Origin of the sequence: Shimia sp. SK013 (genome assembly GCF_001292625.1) — a bacterium.
Lineage (GTDB): Bacteria > Pseudomonadota > Alphaproteobacteria > Rhodobacterales > Rhodobacteraceae > Shimia.
Genome location: NZ_LAJH01000021.1, coordinates 57,237 through 76,901, shown reverse-complemented (window position 1 = coordinate 76,901; position 19,665 = coordinate 57,237). Strand labels below are relative to the sequence as shown.

Annotated in this window: 21 protein-coding genes; 8 read left to right on the top strand and 13 right to left on the bottom strand. The window is 56.3% G+C overall.

The annotated features are described in order from the left end of the window. Positions 1-35 precede the first annotated feature (35 nt). On the top strand, positions 36-1,370 hold the full coding sequence (locus SHIM_RS16285; RefSeq protein ID WP_082358433.1) for a FliI/YscN family ATPase: 1,335 nt from the start codon (positions 36-38) through the stop codon (positions 1,368-1,370). Between the two features lie 69 nt (positions 1,371-1,439). On the opposite strand, the gene SHIM_RS16280 is transcribed toward SHIM_RS16285, so the two are convergent. The 6 genes from SHIM_RS16280 to SHIM_RS16255 form a co-directional block, all read right to left on the bottom strand. Beyond that, the gene (locus SHIM_RS16280) at positions 1,440-2,165 is read right to left on the bottom strand and encodes a DUF1217 domain-containing protein (protein ID WP_241488903.1); all 726 of its coding nucleotides are present in this window, start codon (positions 2,163-2,165) and stop codon (positions 1,440-1,442) included. A 59-nt stretch (positions 2,166-2,224) separates the two neighbouring features. Continuing rightward, positions 2,225-2,626 carry a flagellar biosynthesis repressor FlbT gene (gene flbT / locus SHIM_RS16275; protein WP_054003736.1) on the bottom strand — a complete coding sequence of 134 codons (402 nt, stop codon included), beginning with the start codon at positions 2,624-2,626 and terminating at the stop codon, positions 2,225-2,227. Continuing rightward, positions 2,623-2,997, bottom strand: a complete 375-nt coding sequence (gene flaF, locus SHIM_RS16270; RefSeq protein WP_054003735.1) for a flagellar biosynthesis regulator FlaF — start codon at positions 2,995-2,997, stop codon at positions 2,623-2,625. Before flaF ends, flbT begins: the two co-directional genes overlap by 4 nt. Positions 2,998-3,099: 102 nt before the next feature. Then, on the bottom strand, positions 3,100-4,308 hold the full coding sequence (locus tag SHIM_RS16265; protein ID WP_054003734.1) for a flagellin: 1,209 nt from the start codon (positions 4,306-4,308) through the stop codon (positions 3,100-3,102). A 209-nt stretch (positions 4,309-4,517) separates the two neighbouring features. Then, positions 4,518-4,877 (bottom strand): flagellar export chaperone FlgN, encoded by a 360-nt coding sequence (gene flgN / locus SHIM_RS16260; RefSeq protein WP_054003733.1) that lies wholly within the window; start codon positions 4,875-4,877, stop codon positions 4,518-4,520. Next, positions 4,864-5,169 (bottom strand): rod-binding protein, encoded by a 306-nt coding sequence (locus SHIM_RS16255; protein ID WP_082358432.1) that lies wholly within the window; start codon positions 5,167-5,169, stop codon positions 4,864-4,866. Before SHIM_RS16255 ends, flgN begins: the two co-directional genes overlap by 14 nt. Positions 5,170-5,282: 113 nt before the next feature. Here SHIM_RS16255 and SHIM_RS16250 point away from each other — a divergent pair, with 113 nt between their 5' ends. The 3 genes from SHIM_RS16250 (at position 5,283) to SHIM_RS16240 (ending at position 8,301) form a co-directional block, all read left to right on the top strand. Further along, entirely contained in the window at positions 5,283-6,665 is a 1,383-nt protein-coding gene (locus SHIM_RS16250) for a flagellar hook-length control protein FliK (protein WP_054003732.1), read from the top strand. 8 nt (positions 6,666-6,673) lie between these two features. Continuing rightward, on the top strand, positions 6,674-7,366 hold the full coding sequence (locus SHIM_RS16245; protein WP_054003731.1) for a flagellar hook capping FlgD N-terminal domain-containing protein: 693 nt from the start codon (positions 6,674-6,676) through the stop codon (positions 7,364-7,366). 131 nt (positions 7,367-7,497) lie between these two features. Continuing rightward, the gene (locus tag SHIM_RS16240) at positions 7,498-8,301 is read left to right on the top strand and encodes a phosphotransferase (RefSeq protein ID WP_193749942.1); all 804 of its coding nucleotides are present in this window, start codon (positions 7,498-7,500) and stop codon (positions 8,299-8,301) included. Here the strand turns inward: SHIM_RS16240 and SHIM_RS16235 are convergent. From SHIM_RS16235 to SHIM_RS16215, 5 genes are all read right to left on the bottom strand, one after another. Further along, entirely contained in the window at positions 8,271-9,596 is a 1,326-nt protein-coding gene (locus tag SHIM_RS16235) for an NAD(P)/FAD-dependent oxidoreductase (RefSeq protein ID WP_054003730.1), read from the bottom strand. The two genes, SHIM_RS16240 and SHIM_RS16235, sit on opposite strands and share 31 nt — an antisense overlap. Further along, positions 9,593-10,411, bottom strand: coding sequence for an ABC transporter permease (locus tag SHIM_RS16230; protein WP_054003729.1), 819 nt, complete (start codon positions 10,409-10,411; stop codon positions 9,593-9,595). The genes SHIM_RS16235 and SHIM_RS16230 overlap by 4 nt, the downstream gene beginning before the upstream one ends. Then, the gene (locus tag SHIM_RS16225; protein ID WP_054003728.1) at positions 10,408-11,298 is read right to left on the bottom strand and encodes an ABC transporter permease subunit; all 891 of its coding nucleotides are present in this window, start codon (positions 11,296-11,298) and stop codon (positions 10,408-10,410) included. The genes SHIM_RS16230 and SHIM_RS16225 overlap by 4 nt, the downstream gene beginning before the upstream one ends. 3 nt (positions 11,299-11,301) lie before the next feature. Continuing rightward, the gene (locus SHIM_RS16220; RefSeq protein ID WP_054003727.1) at positions 11,302-12,426 is read right to left on the bottom strand and encodes an ABC transporter ATP-binding protein; all 1,125 of its coding nucleotides are present in this window, start codon (positions 12,424-12,426) and stop codon (positions 11,302-11,304) included. A gap of 83 nt (positions 12,427-12,509) precedes the next feature. Continuing rightward, on the bottom strand, positions 12,510-13,595 hold the full coding sequence (locus tag SHIM_RS16215) for a polyamine ABC transporter substrate-binding protein (protein WP_054003958.1): 1,086 nt from the start codon (positions 13,593-13,595) through the stop codon (positions 12,510-12,512). Between the two features lie 101 nt (positions 13,596-13,696). Here SHIM_RS16215 and SHIM_RS16210 point away from each other — a divergent pair, with 101 nt between their 5' ends. The 3 genes from SHIM_RS16210 (at position 13,697) to SHIM_RS16200 (ending at position 16,686) form a co-directional block, all read left to right on the top strand. After that, positions 13,697-14,458 carry a GntR family transcriptional regulator gene (locus SHIM_RS16210; RefSeq protein ID WP_241488902.1) on the top strand — a complete coding sequence of 254 codons (762 nt, stop codon included), beginning with the start codon at positions 13,697-13,699 and terminating at the stop codon, positions 14,456-14,458. A 77-nt stretch (positions 14,459-14,535) separates the two neighbouring features. Then, complete coding sequence (locus SHIM_RS16205) at positions 14,536-15,924, top strand: aspartate aminotransferase family protein (protein WP_054003726.1); 1,389 nt, start codon at positions 14,536-14,538, stop codon at positions 15,922-15,924. A gap of 180 nt (positions 15,925-16,104) precedes the next feature. After that, complete coding sequence (locus SHIM_RS16200) at positions 16,105-16,686, top strand: L,D-transpeptidase (protein ID WP_054003725.1); 582 nt, start codon at positions 16,105-16,107, stop codon at positions 16,684-16,686. On the opposite strand, the gene SHIM_RS16195 is transcribed toward SHIM_RS16200, so the two are convergent. Together SHIM_RS16195 and SHIM_RS16190 are read right to left on the bottom strand one after the other, a co-directional pair. Further along, complete coding sequence (locus SHIM_RS16195) at positions 16,687-18,024, bottom strand: lytic murein transglycosylase (RefSeq protein ID WP_054003724.1); 1,338 nt, start codon at positions 18,022-18,024, stop codon at positions 16,687-16,689. It lies immediately after the preceding gene. Between the two features lie 89 nt (positions 18,025-18,113). Further along, positions 18,114-18,818: a helix-turn-helix transcriptional regulator gene (locus tag SHIM_RS16190; protein WP_054003723.1), complete on the bottom strand. Its 705-nt coding sequence runs from the start codon at positions 18,816-18,818 to the stop codon at positions 18,114-18,116. Positions 18,819-18,901: 83 nt separating this feature from the next. Here SHIM_RS16190 and SHIM_RS16185 point away from each other — a divergent pair, with 83 nt between their 5' ends. Next, positions 18,902-19,642: a glutathione S-transferase family protein gene (locus SHIM_RS16185; protein ID WP_054003722.1), complete on the top strand. Its 741-nt coding sequence runs from the start codon at positions 18,902-18,904 to the stop codon at positions 19,640-19,642. The last annotated feature ends 23 nt before the right edge of the window (positions 19,643-19,665 follow it).

The following is a 19,665-nucleotide window of genomic DNA, read 5'->3' as shown; positions in this document are numbered from 1 at the left end:
AGAAAGTGTTTGCGGCGACTGGATTGGAGAAACCAATGAGCGGTAATGGCGTTGAATGCCTGAGTGCAGAACTCGAAAGAGTCAGCAAAACCAAAGATATAGGTCGTGTGAGTGCGGTCGAAGGCAACCTGCTTCGAGTCAAGGGGCTTGGCACGATCTCTCGAATCGGAGACTTGCAGGAAGTGCACCTCCACGACGGAATGACCATCTCTGGAGAGGTCATTCAGCTACACGGCAGCGAAGTCACCATGATGCCGGATGTGGCGCCTGATGGTGTTGCAATTGGAGACCGTGTGGTGCTGCGCGACCAAATCGGGATTGCGCCCGCCGACAGTTGGATCGGACGCATCATTGACCCCTATGGTCGGCCACTGGACGGCAAGCCACTGATGCGTGGTGCCACGATGCGTAATTTGAAAAACGCACCACCGGCGCCGGCGGAGCGACGTGGAATGGGCGCACGCCTTGAAACCGGCATGTCGATTTTCAACACAGTATTGCCTTTGGTTCGGGGCCAAAGGATCGGCTTGTTTGCCGGATCCGGCGTCGGCAAATCAACATTGATGGGCCAATTCGCCAAATATATGGAAGCCGACGTCGCGGTCATCGCCCTCGTCGGCGAGCGGGGGCGCGAATTGCGGGAATTTGTGGAACATGTTCTTGGGCCAGAAGGGTTGGCGCGGTCTATTGTCATAGCCGCCACGTCAGATCAGTCTCCGCTGGTACGCCGCCGCTGCGCCATGGCCGCAATGAGCGTTGCTGAACATTTTCGCGATCAAGGACAGCATGTTGTCTACATGGCCGACTCGATCACCCGCTTTGCCGAAGCACACCGCGAAGTGGCCGTGTCCAGTGGCGAGATGCCCGCCCTACGAGGGTTTCCGCCATCGACGTCCCATATGATCATGTCGCTCTGTGAACGCGCCGGCCCCGGGCGGGACGGGCAAGGCGATATCACGGGCATTTTCAGCGTGCTTGTGGCTGGCTCAGATATGGAAGAACCGATTGCCGACATTCTGCGTGGTGTTCTGGACGGACACGTGGTTTTGGATCGCAAGATCGCCGAGCGCGGGCGTTTTCCTGCCGTGGATTTACTTCGGTCCGTATCACGCAGCCTGCCCGCCGCCGCGAGCGCGCCCGAAAATGCCTCGATCGGCGAAGTCCGACGCTTGTTAGGATCTTACGAACAATCCGCGACAATGATCCGGGCCGGGCTCTACAGTGAGGGGTCAGATCCAATTCTGGACGTCGCGATCAAGGCCTGGCCGGAACTTGACACATTCATGAGTGGCATGGACAGCCCGTCAATCCAGGATGCGTTCAATAGATTGAATCTGGTGCTGCGGCGATCCGGCGCCAAGATTGGCTAACAAAAAAGCGCGCCCGGAAGGGCGCGCATTGAACACTCTGTATCATGTCGGTTTGAAACTTGTGTCGCGTCAGTACTGCAACAGTGTCAACGCGATCTGGCCGGAGCTTTGCACGCCAAAACTCTGCATTTGCGACATCAGCAGAAAACGTTGATTCAGCTTCTCGAGGTTTTCAGGATCCGAAAATTGCGTGATTTCGCCATCGCCCATAAAGTTTTGGACCCGACTGCGCAGCTCTTCGACTTGTCTGTCGAGATCAAGGGAGGCAAAATTTTCGGGGAGACCAAGAGCCGTTTCAAACACCGTGCGCAGCGGCTCCGAACCCAGCACGGAAAACCACATTGTGTCGGGGCTGGCATCATTGTTGGCGATGATGGACAGTTCGCGCTCGAGGTTCAACGCCAGGCGCATGTTTGCGTCCTGCTGCCCTACCGAGATCTCGAACTGGCGTTCATTGTATTTCTCAATGATTTCGCCAGCAAAGGTCGATAGTTTTGTGGACGGCGTAGAGAAATCACCAAACCCAAAATCCGCAGACATTTCCTTGTATTTGGTGTCGGTCAATTTGTTGGCGAGCGCATCCGTCGTCAACGTTCCCTCGTCCAGAATTTTCTGGACGAAGAATTTGTTATAAACGTCGTCATCAAGGCCATAAGCGCCCAGCGCGACCTTGAGCAGTCGAAAGTCGTTGACCAGTTCTTCTGCAGAATCAATCTCACCAATATTGGCCGCGAAATACTCGGTATCGCTGACAATCTCAGGGGATTTCTCAAAAGCAGCTGTCTGGGTGTCCATTGTTTTTTTCAACAAGGACCAGGCAGACAAACCAGAGCCAACGACAATCGGTTGAAACATTATCTCGCTACCGCCATAAGGCGCTCCTCTCGCGGAAGAAGGACCCGCAGAGCCTTGAGACCCTGATAGTGGCGACCTTCGATCACGCATTCGGTTGCGATCGCCAGTTGTTTACGGCTGTCGACGTCCGTGAGCACTTGGCTCAAGTCTTCGATGTGACGCAACAACATACGCTCAACCTCACCGGCATCCGAATCGCCAGACAACACCAGTTGCAGCGAATAGCAGGCCCGCCGCACAGGCGTGTTGGCCTCTTCGGGGTGAATTGCATCGCGAAGACGCAGAATGTTGGCATCTGGTGTCATAATCGACAACCGGCTCCGGCGATCACCGTTTTCGATGACAGCACCGTTGACCAAAACCCGCTCTTTAGGGCTTAATTTCAGGACGAGTCCGCTCATGATGTTTGTCCACCGCGTAGACCGCGAAGAATCGCCATGTTCACTTCCAGCAAAGGCCGAACAGATGCGCCCTCTTTCAGGACTTTTGAACTGTGTAGGCGGGTGAATTCTGCAAGATAAAATATCTGTGCGCGAAGTTGTTGGGGCAGCTGGTTTTCGTCGTCGGCGACCGAAGCTGCCAAAAACGTCCAGAGTGTTCGATTGTCGTGTACAGCCTCAGCCAAGGCGCCAAAACCTAGCGTGCCCTTTTGCGCAGCAGCTTTTAGCCGGTGCGTTGTGCGGGCGACCACATCGTATTCAATACTGCGAGGTGTGCGCGTTTGCGCGACTGCCTGGCCGTAGCCTCGTTCTGCGAGGGCATTTACTGACATTTCAAGATCCTCCTGAAATGGCGCATTATGCGCGTGTGAAAATTGGCTTAGAATCAGTCGGCGGGATGGTGAGGGCGATGACCGCCCTCACCAATTTTACCATTAGCCGAACAGCGACAGGATCGACTGCGGTGCCGAGTTGGCCATAGACAGCGACTGGGTTGCCAGCTGCTGTTGGACCTGCAAGGCCTGCAGACGTGCCGAAGTTTCTTCCATGTTGGCATCAACCATACCACCGATACCGGAGGTCATGGCGTCAGACAAAGTGGAGATGTAATCGCTCTGGATTTCGAGACGGCTTTGAGCCGAACCGAAAGCAGACGCAGCGTCGATCGCGGTGTCGATCAAGCCATCGATGGTACCAAGTGCGGCAGCAGCACCAGTGGTTACATCGATGCCGTCAAGAGCACCCAGACCACCGGCGCCGGCGTTCGAGAACTGACCACTGATGGAAACTGCATTCGCTGGATCAGCGTTGGTGATAGCCAACTCGCCAGGGTTCGCAGTTGCGTAGTCAACCGTGACGTCCGCACCGGACTGTTCGATCATGTCTTTGACCTTGATCGCGATCACTTCGTTAGGGTTAGTGGCCGCGAGGTCTTCCGCCGAAGCGGTGTAAGTCATGGTCCGATCACCGATCTGCAATTCGATCGAGTCACCTGCTGCGAGAACAGTTGCGTCAAACTCGATAGTGCCGCCATCGCTGGTACCACCGGTGGCGTCCATCGAGAAGCCGAAGCTGTCACCGCTGTCGGCTGCAACACCGTCGGTGCCTGCGCCGAAGACAGCTGCTGCGGTGTAACCACCAGTGGACAGATCCTGACCAGCGATTGTGATAGAGTTGGCGTTAACTGCGCCAGTACTGTCACGATCGAGGGAGGCCAGAATGCTTGTTCCGCCGGAACCATCAACCAGGTTCAGACCGTTGAACTGTGCTGCACCCACAACAGACTCGATCTGGTCTTTCAGAGCGGTGATGTCTGTTTGGATTTTCGCAGTGTCAACGTTGTCGCCTTGCGCAGAAACGATCTTGTCCTTCATCTGAGTCAGAAGGTCAGTCACAGTTTCCGAAGCCTGACGAGCAACCGAAACAGTCGATTCACCCAAAGAGAGCGACTCGGAAATGGTTTTGAAGCCCTGAACGTCTGATTCCATCGTTTTTGAGATGGCCCAAACTGCTGCGTTGTCCTTGGCGTCGGCAACTTTTTTGCCGGTCGAAATCTGGCTTTGAGTATCGGCCAGGTTCGAGTTAACAGATTTCAGAGTTTGCAGCGCAACCATTGCGCTGTTGTTGGTCAGAATGCTGGACATGGCATTTTTCCTTTGTGTTGACGATTTTTCGTCGTGTCATGTTTTTGCGCCTCAAAATCGAGACGCTCTCTATGTCATTCTGACAGATACCGTCCGGCTTATTTCGGATCGGCGCCACTTACTGTGAGTGCTGGGGGATCATTGCCCCCCAAATACTAATGGAGTGCTAAGCGGCCTATTTGAGATACGCTGCATTTGACTCAATTCGCTTAAGCTCGCTTTTCCAGCTTTCGGCCAGCCGTCATTGGAACGGCATAGCGTTCACCTTGGTTGGTGTAGGTCTCAAGCGAGTTGCGCACGCGAGAAAGGTCTTTCATGCGATCCGCCACAGAGCGCACAGCACGCATCGACGCTTCTAAAAGCGGCTGATTGCGTTCGGATTTGACGCGCAACGCGGACAGGTTTTCTTCAGAGGCGTCCTCGAGATCCCTGAGTTGCTCAAACAAAGCCTCTTTGCGGTCCAGAAGATCCTGAAGACTGTTCAAAGCCCCGGCGGTCAAAAGGTCACGCTCTTCATCCAGAAGGGCGTCGATTTCGCCAACCAGGTCTTTTTCCTTACTTAGAAACATCCGTTCTCTCCTTCAGGGCGTTGAAAAATGCTTCGGCCAGGCCGATTCCACCTGCGTCCACCATGGCGCGCGCCTGCTCCATACGCAGGAAACTGGAAAACTGATCTTCGCCGGCACCGCCGCCAAAGGATTCGCTGGTTTCCCCTAAACCCGCAGAACTGAGCATTTCAGCCAGAAAGGTTGTCTCAAGCTCTTTTGCGGCTTCGCGCAATTTGTCTTCCACCGTGTTGGCGGAACCCGCAGAGGCATGCAGCCCCTGATTCGGCACATTGGGATTGAGGGGTGTTAACATTCAAACTCTCTTCAGTTTTCAGCGTGTTTTCTCTTTCTGACTCGGCACCGGTAAAGAAGTGGTAAGGAAATTCAGACTAGGTGAACGTGAGCGGAAGAACTCCCGGAGCTACCATGTTGAATTTGCCATTCGTTGCGACCGACGCGCCCTCTTCGGACAAATCGGCCACCCATAAACCCCAAACCCCCAAGGCATCTGATCGTCAGGACGAGCGTTCGGGGTTTAAGGACGTGTTTGAAGAGCGGGGGCGAGACGATGGTGCGCAACCTGTTGAACCTGTTGCAAAAAAAGAAGTCCGGACGCCCGTTGGTGAGGGTGGTTCCGAGGCGGAAAAACCTACAAAATCCCAAATTGAAGTCGAGCCTGAAACAACGGGTGCACTCAAAGATAAGACCGCTGACGCCGTCAAAGTTTCGGCGGAAAAATCCACTGTTGAGACAATTCGGACTCCGGTGGAAGAGGCCTCAGCCTTTGCCAAATCGATTCGCGACTTGGAAAAAGCCGCCGCTGATCCAGCCCTGCAATCCAAACCCGCAACAATCGCAGTGGCCGCGGACGCGAAACCGAAAAGTGCCGCCGCGCCGGTGATTCAAGCCGCCGCGCCAGAAACAAAAAGTGTTGAAAAACCTGCTCCGACAACTGCTGGGCCCGAGGTTGAAGTTGCCGATGATCTTGCCCCGATGCGGGTGCAAGCGCGCCGCACAACATCGTCGGGCGACGCCGCCGTACAAGCAAACTTGGCGCAACGCGCGCAGGCTGTGGCGGAAGCCGACACAGCCAAAGTGGCAGACAAGGACGTTAAGAGCAAAAAAGGCGACGACGTGCCTCTGACCCGGACGCGAACCACAGAGCAAGCGGCATCTGCACCTACGACAACCCTGCAATGGCGCGCTCAACCGAGCCCAGACGCGATCCAATCGCAGCCTCAGGCGGCTGGTAATACTGCTTTGCAAGCCGGCACGGCAGAGTCAGAGCTTGCCCCCACAACCGAAGCACTTATTGCCGCCAGAGAAGAGAGCGGAACACGTCTTGTCACCTCCGGTTTGGACATGGCGCAACAAGCGCGGTTCAGCCAAACAACTCACAACCCCGCGCATATCGTGCGCCAAGTGGCGGACGCGGTGAAAGCCTCTGACAAAGGGATCATCGAACTGACAATGGACCCGCCTGAACTCGGTCGCCTCCGCTTGGTGATGACCGAAGTATCGGGGGTCATGAATATCGCGATCTCGACGGAAAACCAGACAACCTCCGACCTCATGCGCAGGCACATCGAGCTGTTGCGCAAGGACTTTATGGAGATGGGCTACGACGACGTATCGTTCACTTTCGAACAAGGCGACACCAACGGGCAGCAGTCCTCAGAGCAACCACAGTGGGCCGGTGCCGCTGGCGGCGAGGAGCCGTCTCATTCTTCCGAGGTCGCGCATGCCACCCCGAAGACACCCCAACCAACTCCCGCCGCCGGCTCTGGCGGTCTGGACATAAGGCTATAGTATTTCCCATGGATTTTGTAACATCTCAAACAACTTCGACTGCGGCCACTTCGGTGGCGGCAGCCAATTCCGCAACCTCCTCTTCGCAGGGTGCAATCAGTTCGGACTTTGAGACATTTCTGAAAATGCTGACTGCCCAAATGCAGAACCAAGACCCGCTGGATCCGACCGATTCGACCGAATTTGCCTCACAGCTCGCGCAATTCTCGGCGGTGGAACAGCAAGTTCTGACCAATGAAACGCTAAGCCTTGTCAGCCAGCAATTGGCCGCAATGGGATCGTCGAACATGGCAAGCTGGATTGGCATGGAAGCCCGTGTTGCAGGGCTCGCGAATTTCGATGGCGACACGCCTGTCGAAATCTATCCGATGGCCAACAATCTTGCCGACGAGGCATATCTGATTGTCACCGACTCCGACGGAAATGAAATCGACCGCGTCACCATCGATCCATCGGCGGAAACCGTGACTTGGGATGGACTGGACGACAGCGGCAACCCTTTCCCCGAAGGCAATTACGTGTTCCAAACGCTTAGCAAGGCGGACGGCAACGAGCTCGATACAGTGCTCGCGGAATCCTATACGTTGATCAGCGAGGCCCAAGCCAGCACCGGCGGCATGGTCCTTATCGGAGTTGGCGGCGCCAAATATCTGTCAGCGGACATTGTTGGTCTGCGCCAGCCAGACGACGCAGCGACTTGATAAGCCGCGCATCCTAAACTAGCTTCGCGGCGCTTTGATCAAGGAGCGCCGCGCTGCCCACTCTTCCTAATTCCCCACCGCAATCGGTTGTCCAAGCAACCCGCAAGGCTTTGGCTTTGGCGGGCGAGGTCGTGTGGACGCCCTTGTTTGGCGGACGTACAAACGCAGCATGGCTGGGTCAGACATCTGCGGGCGACTTTGTCGCCAAGCTCTATAGTGGCGCCGCGCTAAACCCGTTGTTTCCAAACGATCCCAACGCCGAATCTATGTTACTGCACGCGTTGGCTGACACCGGGCACACACCTGTCTTTCGCGCTCAATTGACCACAGAGGCGGGCATCTGCAACCTGTATGACCATATCCCCGGACAGACTTGGCAGGACGGCGTCAGCGACGTTGCACGTCTGATGCGCACTCTGCACATGCTGCCCTGCCCCGATGGCCTAAGGACTGCGCCCGACGGTGCAGCGGCGTTGGCGTCGCAGACTTTGGGTATTCTTTCCAAATGCGACACACCCGGCGAACTTTTGTCTGTGCAACCCTCCAGCGGCCCAAGCGGCAGTGGCGCGCGGTGTCTCCTGCACAGCGACATTGTTCCTGGAAATTTGATTCGCAACGGCAACAGCCTGCACCTGATCGACTGGCAATGTCCGGCAGTCGGCGATCCCTGCGAGGATATCGCCATTTTCCTGTCACCTGCGATGCAGCACCTCTATCGGGGCAAGGTCTTGAGCAGGGCCGACGAAGCCTCGTTTTTTGAGGCTTATGCTGTGCCGGACATCCAGAAACGCTATCAAGCTTTGGCGCCGTTTTATCACTGGCGCATGGCGGCGTATTGCTTGTGGCAGATGCAAAACGGGCGGTCAGATTATGCCGAAGGATTGGCGATGGAACGCGCCGCACTTCAAAGATCAGAAAGCTCGAAACCCACATAGGCCGGATACATCAGCAAACGGCGGAATCGCCCGAGCGGAAAATGTCTCGGGGTGCGACGCATAATGTCGGGGTGCAACAAAGTTTTGCGGCCCAATATTTCTTCAGCCAGAAGCGCTCCGGCGTAACTGCCCATCGCCACGCCGTTTCCGTGGTATGCAAAGGCGGCGTAAAGCCCTCCATGCTCCGGCACGGCGCCCGCAAAAGGCGTCAGGTCGCGAGACAAGCAAACAAATCCAGTGTGAAACCACGGCGTTTCGACGTGTCGCCATTCAGGAAACAATCGATCAAAGTGGGCCCGAATCTTATGGCGGATGCGCTCATGCACGCCTTGGGTGGTTGTGATCCCGCCGCGCATGCCGAACAGAAACCGCCCATCCGGCATCAGGCGGAAATAATGCAGCAAATCGCGGCTGTCATACGCCATCTGCGCCGATGTCCAGCCCTGCGCCGCCAACTCGTCAGCCGTGAGTTTCCGTGTAACGATGATGCTGGATTGCGCTGGCAAATATCGCCCTGCCATCCACGGCGGCACCGTTTCACTGGAATACCCGTTGGTGGCAACGATCAGTTTTTTGGCGCGAACGTGCCCTTGAGGCGTCGTCAGAGACCAATACCCGTTTTCGTGGACCACATCTGTCACAGGCGAATCGCCGTATATTTCGGCCCCGGCGGCGGCGGCGTCATCTGCCAGCGCCGCCACATATTTGCGTGGGTTGAGGGCGAAACCGACTGGCAAGGTAACCGCGCCATGAAACTCGCCTCCAAGCCCGTGTTGTCGCAGTGAGTCTTTGTCGATCACCGTTGAGCTGGTGCCAAAATGCGAATCGACCTTTGCGGCTTCGGCAATGATGCTCGCCATCGCACCCGGTTTGTGGGCCAACAGGGTCTCACCATGGCTGTGACGATCAACCTCCCACCCTGCCTCAGTGACAAGGTCGTCCACAAAATCCACTGCAGCCCGTTCGCCCATGAGAAATTCGCGCGTCGCGTCTTGCCCAAAGGTCTTGCGCATCTTCGGTTCGCTCAACATGGCGCCGCCCAGACAGCAGAACCCTCCGTTGCGGCCCGATGCTCCCCAACCGACTTGATTGGCGTCCACCACGGCCACCGACACGCCGTTCTGCGCCAATCGAAGAGCCGCGTTCAAGCCGGTGAAACCCGCCCCAATGATCGCCACCTCTGCCGTTACGGTGCCTTCAAGTGAGTTTCGCGGCGCAATCTGCACCGTGTCGGCCCAAAAACTCTCGGAAACCGGACCGTCGCCATAGGCGAAAGGATCGCAGATGCGTGTCATAACTGGCGTTCGGCAGCCTGCTCTTCGCGTTTTTTGCGAACGGCCTGATGTTTGTTGATAAGCGACGCTGATATCACCCCAACGGTCACCAAGGCGATCATGATCGTGGACAATGCGTTGATTTCAGGGCTGACCCCTAAACGCACCGAGCTCCAGATCTTCATCGGCAATGTGGTCGCAGCAGGGCCAGAAGTGAACGACGCGATCACAAGATCATCCAGCGAAAGCGTAAATGCCAGCAACCAGCCGGATATCACCGCAGGAGCGATGATTGGCAAAGTCACAAGTCGGAACGCCTGAAACGGGCTGCATCCCAGATCCAGCGCGGCCTCTTCCAGCGACTGATCAAAGCTCACCAAACGCGAACTGACAACTACCGAGACGTAGCACATCGAAAATGTGGTGTGCGCCAAAACAATGGTCATCACACCACGGTCAACGTTCAACCCGATGAACAGCAGCAAAAGCGACAGGCCAGTGATGACTTCGGGCATGACCAGCGGCGCATAGATCATGCCAGAAAACAGCGTGCGACCATGAAACCGTCCGGCGCGCACAATTACATATGCCGCCATGGTGCCCAAAATCGTCGCAATCGACGAGCTGACAACCGCAACCTTGACCGTCACCCACGCCGCATCCAGCATCGACTGATTGGACAGCAATTCACCGTACCAATGAGTCGAGAACCCTGCCCAGACCGTGACCAATTTGGATTTGTTGAAGCTGTAGACGATCAGGATGATCATCGGCACATAAAGGAAAGCAAAGCCAAGCGTCAGGGACGTGGCATTGAACCAGGAAAACCGTCTCATCCATCCGCCTCCCGTTGCTTTTGCTCATTGCGCTGGAACAGGATGATCGGGATGATCAGGATCAACAGCAGGATCACGGCCACAGCGCTTGCCACGGGCCAGTCGCGATTTGAGAAAAACTCATCCCACAAAACTTTACCGATCATCAGGGTCTTAGAACCGCCCAACAGCGATGGGATCACAAATTCGCCAATTGTCGGGATGAAGACCAAAAAGCTACCTGCGATCACTCCCTGCTTGGACAGCGGCGCAGTGATCAGCCAAAAAGCCGAAAGGCGCGAACAGCCCAAATCTTCGGCCGCTTCCAGCAGGCTTTCATCCATACGCTCCAGCGATGCATAGATCGGCAGGATCATGAATGGCAGATAGGTGTAAACAATGCCGATATAGACGGCGAGATTGGTGTTCAGAATGATCAAAGGCTCGGAAATCAAACCTGTCCACAACAGAAACTGGTTGAGCACGCCCTCTTTGGCGAGAATGCCCATCCAAGCATAAACCCGGATCAGAAAGCTGGTCCAGAATGGCAGAATCACCAGCATCAGCAACATTGGCCGCCACTCTTCCGGCGCGCGGGCCATGCCGTAGGCAATCGGATACCCGACCAGCAAGGTCAACGCCGTGGAAATCAACGCGATCTTCAGGCTGGACAAATAGGCTTTCCAATAGAGCGCATCCTCGGTCAGCCAGACATAGTTCTCAAAGTCTAGCTCTCTAAAAAATGACACCAGTCCTGCCCAGCCCTCGGTCAGATCCAGGTTTGGCGTATATGGCGGAATCGCCATCGCCAGATCCGAGAGAGATATCTTGAACACGATGACAAACGGCACCAGAAATAGCGCTAGAAGCCAGAGGTACGGGACAAGGATCAGGCCAAGCCGACGCATCTCTCAGCGCTCCAAGAAAACGCCGGCGGTGTCGGTCCAGCTGAGCCAGACGTCGTCCTCCCACGTAAAGCTGCGGCGCGAAATACGGCGGTTGTTGGCGGTCTGCGCCTTGATGATCTGACCACCCGCGAGTTGTACGTGGTAAGTCGAAATATTACCGAGATAAGCGATATCAAGCACTTTTCCCGAAATCGCATTGGCGACTTCCTCAGGCTTCTGCGCCGATATTGCGACCTTCTCAGGCCGGATCGCAAAATGTACATTTTGATCTTTAGAAAATGTCTTGGACGACGAGCCTACAATCTCGGATTGGCCTTCGGCCCAAGTAAGGTGCAGTTTGTCTCCCTCGGCTTTTACTGTGCCGGTAATCAAATTCACATCACCAATAAAATCAGCAACATAAGTCGAATTCGGCGCCTCGTATATGGCATCGGGCGTCGCCACCTGGACGATTTTGCCTTCGTCCATTACCGCCACACGGCTTGCCACGGTCATTGCTTCTTCTTGATCGTGGGTGACGATTACAAAAGTGGTGCCTGTGCTTTCCTGAATGTCCATCAACTCAAACTGGGTTTCCTGACGCAGTTTTTTGTCCAACGCCCCAAGCGGTTCATCAAGCAGCAAAAGTTTTGGCGCCTTGGCCAACGACCGAGCCAGCGCCACGCGCTGCCGCTGACCACCGGAAATCTGATGTGGTTTGCGACGCCCGAACTTCTCCAGCCGCGTGAGTCGCAGCATTTCATCAACGCGCGCCGCAACTTCGTCTTTGGGCATGCGATCCCGCTTGAGTCCAAAGGCGATGTTGTCCCAGACGGACAGGTGCGGAAACAACGCATACGACTGAAACATCATGTTTACCGCACGTTGGTTCGGTGGCACCGGGGCGATGTCCTGTCCAGACAAAAGAATCGTGCCCTGCGAAGGCGTTTCAAAGCCGGCAAGCATGCGCATCATTGTCGTCTTGCCACAGCCCGACGGGCCCAGAAGCGCAAAGAATTCCTGTTCAAAGATATCCACCGTCAAGTCGTCGATAGCGGTGAAATCGCCAAAGCGTTTGGTGACGTTTTTGAACTGGATAAGCGGTTTCGCGTTGGGATCATCCCAAGGGGAAAACACGTCGAGCGCCATGGCATAGGCCTCCGGTGCGGGTCGGGAAAAGAGAATGAAACCCGCGACAGCTTAGCGCTGCGCGGGTTTCAGAGATCACAGGCTTAGATGCCGGATTTGATCTTGGTCCAGGTGCGGGTCACAACACGCTGTACCTTTGGCGGATAAGGCGTGGTCGTGTAGAGGTTGCCCAACGTCGCCTCGTCCGGGTAAATCGCCGGATCGCCAATCACGTCTTCCTCAAGCATCGGCTGAGACGCTTTGTTGCCGTTGGCGTAGTAGACGTAGTTTGACGCCGCTGCCATGTTGCCTGCATCCATGATGAAGTTCAGGAACGTATGCGCCGCATCCGCGTTGGGCGCGTCCACTGGAATGGCCATCTGGTCAAACCACATCATCGCCCCTTCGGAAGGTGCGTTATACGCCAGCTCCACACCGTTTTCGGCCTCCCACGCGCGGTCACGCGCTTGCAGGATGTCGCCGGACCAGCCGATGGCCACACAAATATCGCCGTTGGCTAAGCCGTTGATGTATTCCGAACTGTGGAATTTCTGGATATGCGGGGAAACCGCTGCCAGAACCTCTTCGGCTTTGGCGATGTCTTTGGTGTCGTGGCTGTCCGGGTTCAGGCCCAGATAGGCCAGCGCAGCCGGGATCATCTCGTCCGCAGCGTCAAGCATGTGAATGCCGCAAGCTGCCAGTTTCTCGGCATTCGCGGGGTCAAAAATCAAGGCAAGCGACGTAATAGGTGCGTCCTCACCCAAAATTTCGGTCACTTGGCCGGTGTTCACACCGATGCCGGTGGTGCCCCACATATAGTTGATCGAATACTCGTTGCCGGGGTCATACTTGGATGTGCGTGCTTCGATCACATCCCACATATTGGCGGCGTTCGGCAGTTTTGACTTGTCCAGCTTCTGGAATGCGCCAGCAGAGATCTGACGTTGCAGGAATGTGCCTGACGGCACAACAACGTCATAACCGGATTTGCCGGCCAGCATTTTTGTTTCCAGCACGTCATTGCTGTCAAACACGTCATAGATCAACTTGATGCCGGTCTCTTCTGTGAATTTGGTCAGCAGATCTTCGTCGATGTAGTCCGACCAGTTGTAGACGCGTACTTCTTCTGCGGCTGCGGCCATCGCGCTCATCGCAACACCAGCCGTGAGTGTCAGCAGGGTTTTTTTCATGGTGGTCTCCCGTTGGTCCGAGGTCCGAGCCCCGGTTGTGTTGTGCAAGATTAATTTGATCAAGTTTTTTTGATATGGCAACATAGATGTGCATATTGATCATGGTTTTTGGATTTATCTTTTTCAAAATGGAACAGGACGCACAAATGCAAGGCACCCTGCCTCAAGACGGCTCAGGACAACCAAACACAGAAAAACCAACACGCTTGCCGACACATCAGGTGGTCTATCAAAGGCTGCGCGAGGCGGTGTTGTTTGGGGAGCTGGCGCCGGGAGAGCCTGTTACGATTCAGGGGCTTATTGAACGCACCGGCGCAGGCATGACCCCCATCCGCGAGGCCATAAGGCGGCTCACCAGTGAAGGTGCACTTGAGTTTCGCGGCAACCGCCGGGTGTTGGTGCCAATGCCCACGCCAGACGCAATTGAGGAACTGATTTTTCTGCGAGAAACCCTTGAACCTCAACTGGCTGCGCGCGCGGCAGAAAAGGCGACAAAGGCCGACATCGCGGCGTTGGACCGAATTGATTCGGCACTTGATGACGCCATCACGCGCGGCGACGTCGTCGCTTACTTGCGCCAGAATCACGCGTTCCACATGAAGCTGAACGACATTGCGGACGCGCCGATACTCGCAGATGTGGCGGGCGGTGTTTGGCTGCGATTTGGTCCGGCGATGCGGGTGGTCTGCGGCCGCATGGGTACACAAAACCTGCCTGACAATCACAAGACGGCCATTCAAGCGCTGCGTGACGCGGACAGCAAAACCGCCGCGGAAGCCATCCGGCTGGACGTGGTTCAGGGTATGGAGCAATTGCTGCAAGCCCTGAAAGATGCCGAGGGTTTTAGAGAGGCGATTGACTAAAAATAATTTGATCATATTCTGATTGAAATCCGGAGCCGCGAGGCTCTACGTGCAATTTTTCAAAGGTGAGAAAGCCGATGAGCGTGATCACGAACCACATGCCGACCGAAGAACTTCAAGCTCTGGATGCGGCGCACCACATGCACCCGTTCACCACGCAGGACGAGCTGGCAGAACGCGGTGCGCGGGTTATCACCCGCGCAAATGGCGTCACCCTGACCGACAGTGAAGGTCACGAAATCCTGGATGGTATGGCTGGTCTGTGGTGCGTAAACATCGGATATGGCCGCGACGAGCTGGCAGATGCGGCGGCGCGCCAGATGCGCGAACTGCCTTATTACAATACGTTTTTCATGACGACACACGTGCCGGTCATCGCGCTGTCAGCCAAGCTTGCGCAGCTCGCGCCACCCAATCTGAACTCGATATTTTATGCCGGATCCGGGTCCGAGGCCAACGACACCAACATTCGTCTTGTGCGCCATTACTGGTCTGCGATGGGCAAGCCGGAGAAATCGATCATCATCTCGCGTCAAAATGCCTATCACGGCTCGACGCTTGGTGGCGCCAGCCTTGGTGGCATGGTTCCCATGCACCAACAGGGCGGCCTGCCTTTGCCGGACAAACACCATATTGGTCAGCCCGATTGGTGGTCCGAAGGCGGCGACATGAGCCCCGAAGAATTCGGCTTGATGCGGGCGCGGGAACTGGAAGAAACCATTGAGTTCTACGGCGAAGGGCGCATCGCCGCCTTTATCGGTGAACCCATTCAGGGCGCTGGCGGTGTTATCATCCCGCCATCCACCTATTGGCCGGAGATCCAGCGAATCTGTGACAAATACGGCATCCTGTTGATTGCCGATGAGGTGATCTGCGGGTTTGGTCGTACCGGCAACTGGTTCGGCTCGGAAACCGTCGGCATTCGACCCGATATTATGACGATAGCCAAAGGACTTAGCTCGGGTTACGCGCCGATTGGCGGATCGATTGTGTCCGATGATATTACCAAGGTTGTGAACGCCACAGAATTCAACCACGGCTATACATACTCCGGCCATCCAGTGTGTTCCGCAGTCGCGTTGGAAAATCTGCGGATCATGGAAGAAGAAAAGATTGTTGAGACCGTGCGCGACGTAACGGCGCCGTATCTCAAGAAAAAGTGGGAGGCGCTGGCCGACCATCCCTTGGTTGGCGAAGCCAAGATCGTCGGCATGATGGGCTCCATCGCGTTGACACCCAACAAAGAAAGCCGCGCGCCGTTTGCTGCCGAGAAGGGCACTGTTGGATACAAATGCCGCGAGCATTGCTTTGCCAATGGGCTGGTGATGCGGCATGTGGGCGACCGGATGGTCATCTCGCCGCCGTTGGTGATCAAACACGAAGAGATCGACATGCTGATTGCGCGGGCGACCAAAGCGCTGGATCAGACGTTTGATCAGTTAAAATCTGAGGGGCTCTATAAGTAGCCAAATCCCCTGTCTGCATTGCATCGGTATCCCGTCGGTATCGCGACGGTGCCGTTCTGAATTGCGGCTTGGCGGTCACAAATGAATGAATTTGGGCGCATGGAGAGCCTCCTGCGCCCAAATTTTTTGCCCGAAAGGTCAAGTCATGGCAGTCTTGCTCCGTGTAGTAGGAGACGAGTGATGCCCCGATCGATTAACCGACGGACCTTTTTGAGCACGGCTGCCGCAACCGGCGCCTCCCTGACAGCGCCAAACATTCTTCGCGCAGCGACTGGTGACCCGTTTACGCTGATGGATCATCTGAAACCACGTGAAGTGAAGATTGCCCGCAAGCACAAGTTTGAGCCCGGCCAAATCGTGGTCACTTTGCAAGCCTTCTATCTTTATCACATGCAGGATGAGCGCACCGCCATCCGGTATGGCGTGGCGGTCGGCAAAGAGGGGCTGAACTTTCGCGGGGATGCCAGCATCGACCGCAAGGTGGAATGGCCGAACTGGACCCCGACCCAAGAGATGATTGAACGCAATCCCGGCTACGCCCGTTGGGAAGACGGCATGCCAGGTGGCCCGAACAATCCGCTCGGAAGCCGTGCGCTGTATTTGTACCAGAATGGCAAAGACACGCTGTTCCGCATTCACGGCACCAATGTTCCGGGCTCTATCGGGACGCCGTCGTCAAACGGCTGCATCCGGATGTACAACCCGCATGTGGAACACCTTTACACCGTGCTGCCGATTGGCACGAAGGTCACCGTCTTCTGATCACCGCAAAGTCTGTAACAGACGCAATGAGGCATAGCCGTCCGGAGTCATACCGCGGGCCAATTGATAATCGCGCACCGCATTGATTGTCAGAGGCCCGATCTTGGCGTCGATCTTTTGGGTATCAAAACCGGCTTTGGTCAGACGCTCCTGCAGCTCAATTCGCTCATCATAGGTCAAGGCGCGGTCGCCACGCGGCCAAGCGCTTTGGATCTTGGATGCGCCCCCGATGCGATCGCTCAGGTGGCCGACACCAATCACATAGGCATCGGCTGTGTTGTAGGTTTCGATGGCATCGAAATTCTTGAAGATCATGAAGGCCGCGCCCTGCGCACCGGCGGGCAACAGAATTGACGCGTTGCCATGGTTGGGCACCTTGCGACCCGCCATATCGCGGATGCCGATGCGCGCCCACTCGCTTGGCATTTTCAAGGTTTCGCGGTTGGCCAGTGTATAGTCGAACCCGTCGGGAATGCGCACTTCGACGCCCCAAGGCTGGCCTTTGATCCAACCGGAATTCTTGAGATAAGCGGCTGTCGACGCCAGCGCGTCGGTTGGATCGTCCGACCAGATGTCGCGTTTGCCGTCGCCGGTGAAATCCACGGCATACGACAGAAATGAGGTCGGCATGAATTGGGTGTGACCCATCGCGCCCGCCCAACTTCCAGTCATGCTGGCCACGCGAACGTCGCCGTTCTGCAGGATCTTGAGCGCGGCGGTCAGTTGCTCTTCAAAGAACGCACCGCGCCGCCCGTCATAGGCCAACGTGGCGAGCGCGCCGATGATGGGTGTGCTGCCACGAAAGGTGCCATAGGCGCTCTCCAGCCCCCAAATCGCCACGACGACCTCTTTGTCGACGCCGTATTTGCGTTCGATCTGGGAGAGTTTGGTTTTGTGTTTTGCCAAGGCCGCCTTGCCGTTTTTGACACGCAGGTCGCTGGCGGCGCTGTCGAGATAGTCCCAGATCGTTTTGGTAAATTCGGATTGATTGCGATCGCGTTTGATGACGTCACTGTTATAGCGCACGTTGGCAAAAGCGCGGTCAAAGGTGCTGCCAGAAATACCCGCGCTGAACGCACGAGCGCGATAGGTCGAGATCCAGTCCTGTAGGCCAGCCGTGGTGGCAGCCTTTGCCGGAACGGGCGCAAACGCGGCAGCGTCGGGACGCAGGACCGGGCGTTTGGACGCCAGAGAACCCGCAGATGCGATCACGGCAACCGTTGGCGTCACGTTGGTCACGGTCAGCTCGGGACGCATCACAGGACGCGGCGAAGATATCGGGGCTTCGGCCACTGCTGTGGTTGCGGTTAATGTCAGTGCCAGAAGTGCTGCTCGCATGGCCTGTTTCCCTGCTCGTTTTGCCCAAATGGTAACGCGGGTCGCGATTCTGACAAAGCCCGCAAAAGATGTGCGCGGGGATTTGCCGATCAGGTCTGGGTATGACGGGGCGGTTCGGCGTCCAGCCGTTGTTTGAACTCTCGCAACATCGGAATGCGGCGGGGGCGGAACGATCGGTCAGTGACGGTGAAATCAACCATACGATCCAAGCGGAACACGCGATAATCCTGACGCAGATGACAGTAAGCCAACAAACAGTGGGTGCCATCCAGAAAGGTGATCGTCAGCGGATCAAGCTCGCGCAAGGTGCGGGCGCCTTTGACGTCGGCGTAATCGACGGCAATGGTGCGCTCCTCCCAAGCAGCCTGGCGAAGGGCGCTGGCATCGATGCTGATTTTGGGCGGCTTGTAGAAGCGTTTGGCGGTTAGCACCGCGTGTTTCAAACGATGCGCCTGAGCCGCGGGAAGGCGCGATTTCAGCTTTGTTAGAGCCGTTCTTGCCGCCTTGGCCAGCGCCGGGTCGCCGATTTGCGTGACCTCGGTCAAGCCCACAACCAGCGCTTCGATTTCCTCGGGGACAAAGCCGAGCGGTGGCAAGGTTGCGTCCTCAATCAGGGTGAAGCCAAAGCCGGCTTCGCCATCAATCACGGCGCCAAGGCCGCGCAGCGTGTCGATGTCGCGGTAAATGGTGCGCTCCGATACGCCGGTTTCCTGCGCCAAAGCCAGCGCCGTTGCGGGCGGGGACAAGTCACGCAGTGCTTGCATCAACTGAAAGAGGCGATCGGTGCGGGCCATAATGATGGATACTGTGTCATACTGACAGAAACTGGCAAGAGGCTTCGGTAGACCACTCCTATCATTTAACAAGGAGTGCACAGATGCATCTGATTATGTTCCCGGGCAATGACGCCCTGCCCAGCCATTCACCATTCTGCATGAAAGCCATTTGCCTGCTGGCAATGGCGGGCGCCGATTGGCAACCCGAGATTTCCGTCGACGTGTCGGAGCAGCCTTTGGGAAAACTGCCCGTTTTGCGTGTGGGCGACAGTTTGATTCCCGACAGTTCCAACATCGAAGATCATTTGACTTCGGAGGGTGCGGATTTTTATCCGACGCTGAGCGCGGAGGAAAAAGGCGTGGCCCATGCTCTGGTGAGCATGGTGGAGCACAACCTGACTCTTGGCATGGTCCATGATCGCTGGCTGGACGACCGCGTTTGGCCGGTGATGCGTGAAGAGTTCTTTGCGCAGGTGCCGCCTGAGGCCCGCGAAATGGTTGCAACCCAAGCGCAAGCGCCGGTGCGTGAAGGTCTGACATCGCAAGGCATTGCACGCTTCTCGCCGGAAGATCGAAAACGCCGTTTAGGCCGTGATTTGGCAACGTTAGAGTCTAAACTCGGCAACAAAGCCTTCTTGTTTGGCGACATGCCAACCGGTGCAGACGCGGCGATTGCCCCTGTTCTGGACATGATTTTGCGGCTTCCGGCCAAAACCGATCTGCGCGCGGCTGTTGAGAGCATTCAGACTTTCGCACCTTATGTGAACCGCGTGCGAGCCGCGATTTACCCAGGTGGGAATATGACAGGCTGCGCTGCGCCAAAGCAGGCTTTGGCGAGCTAATAACAGTCTCTAATAAGGCAGAA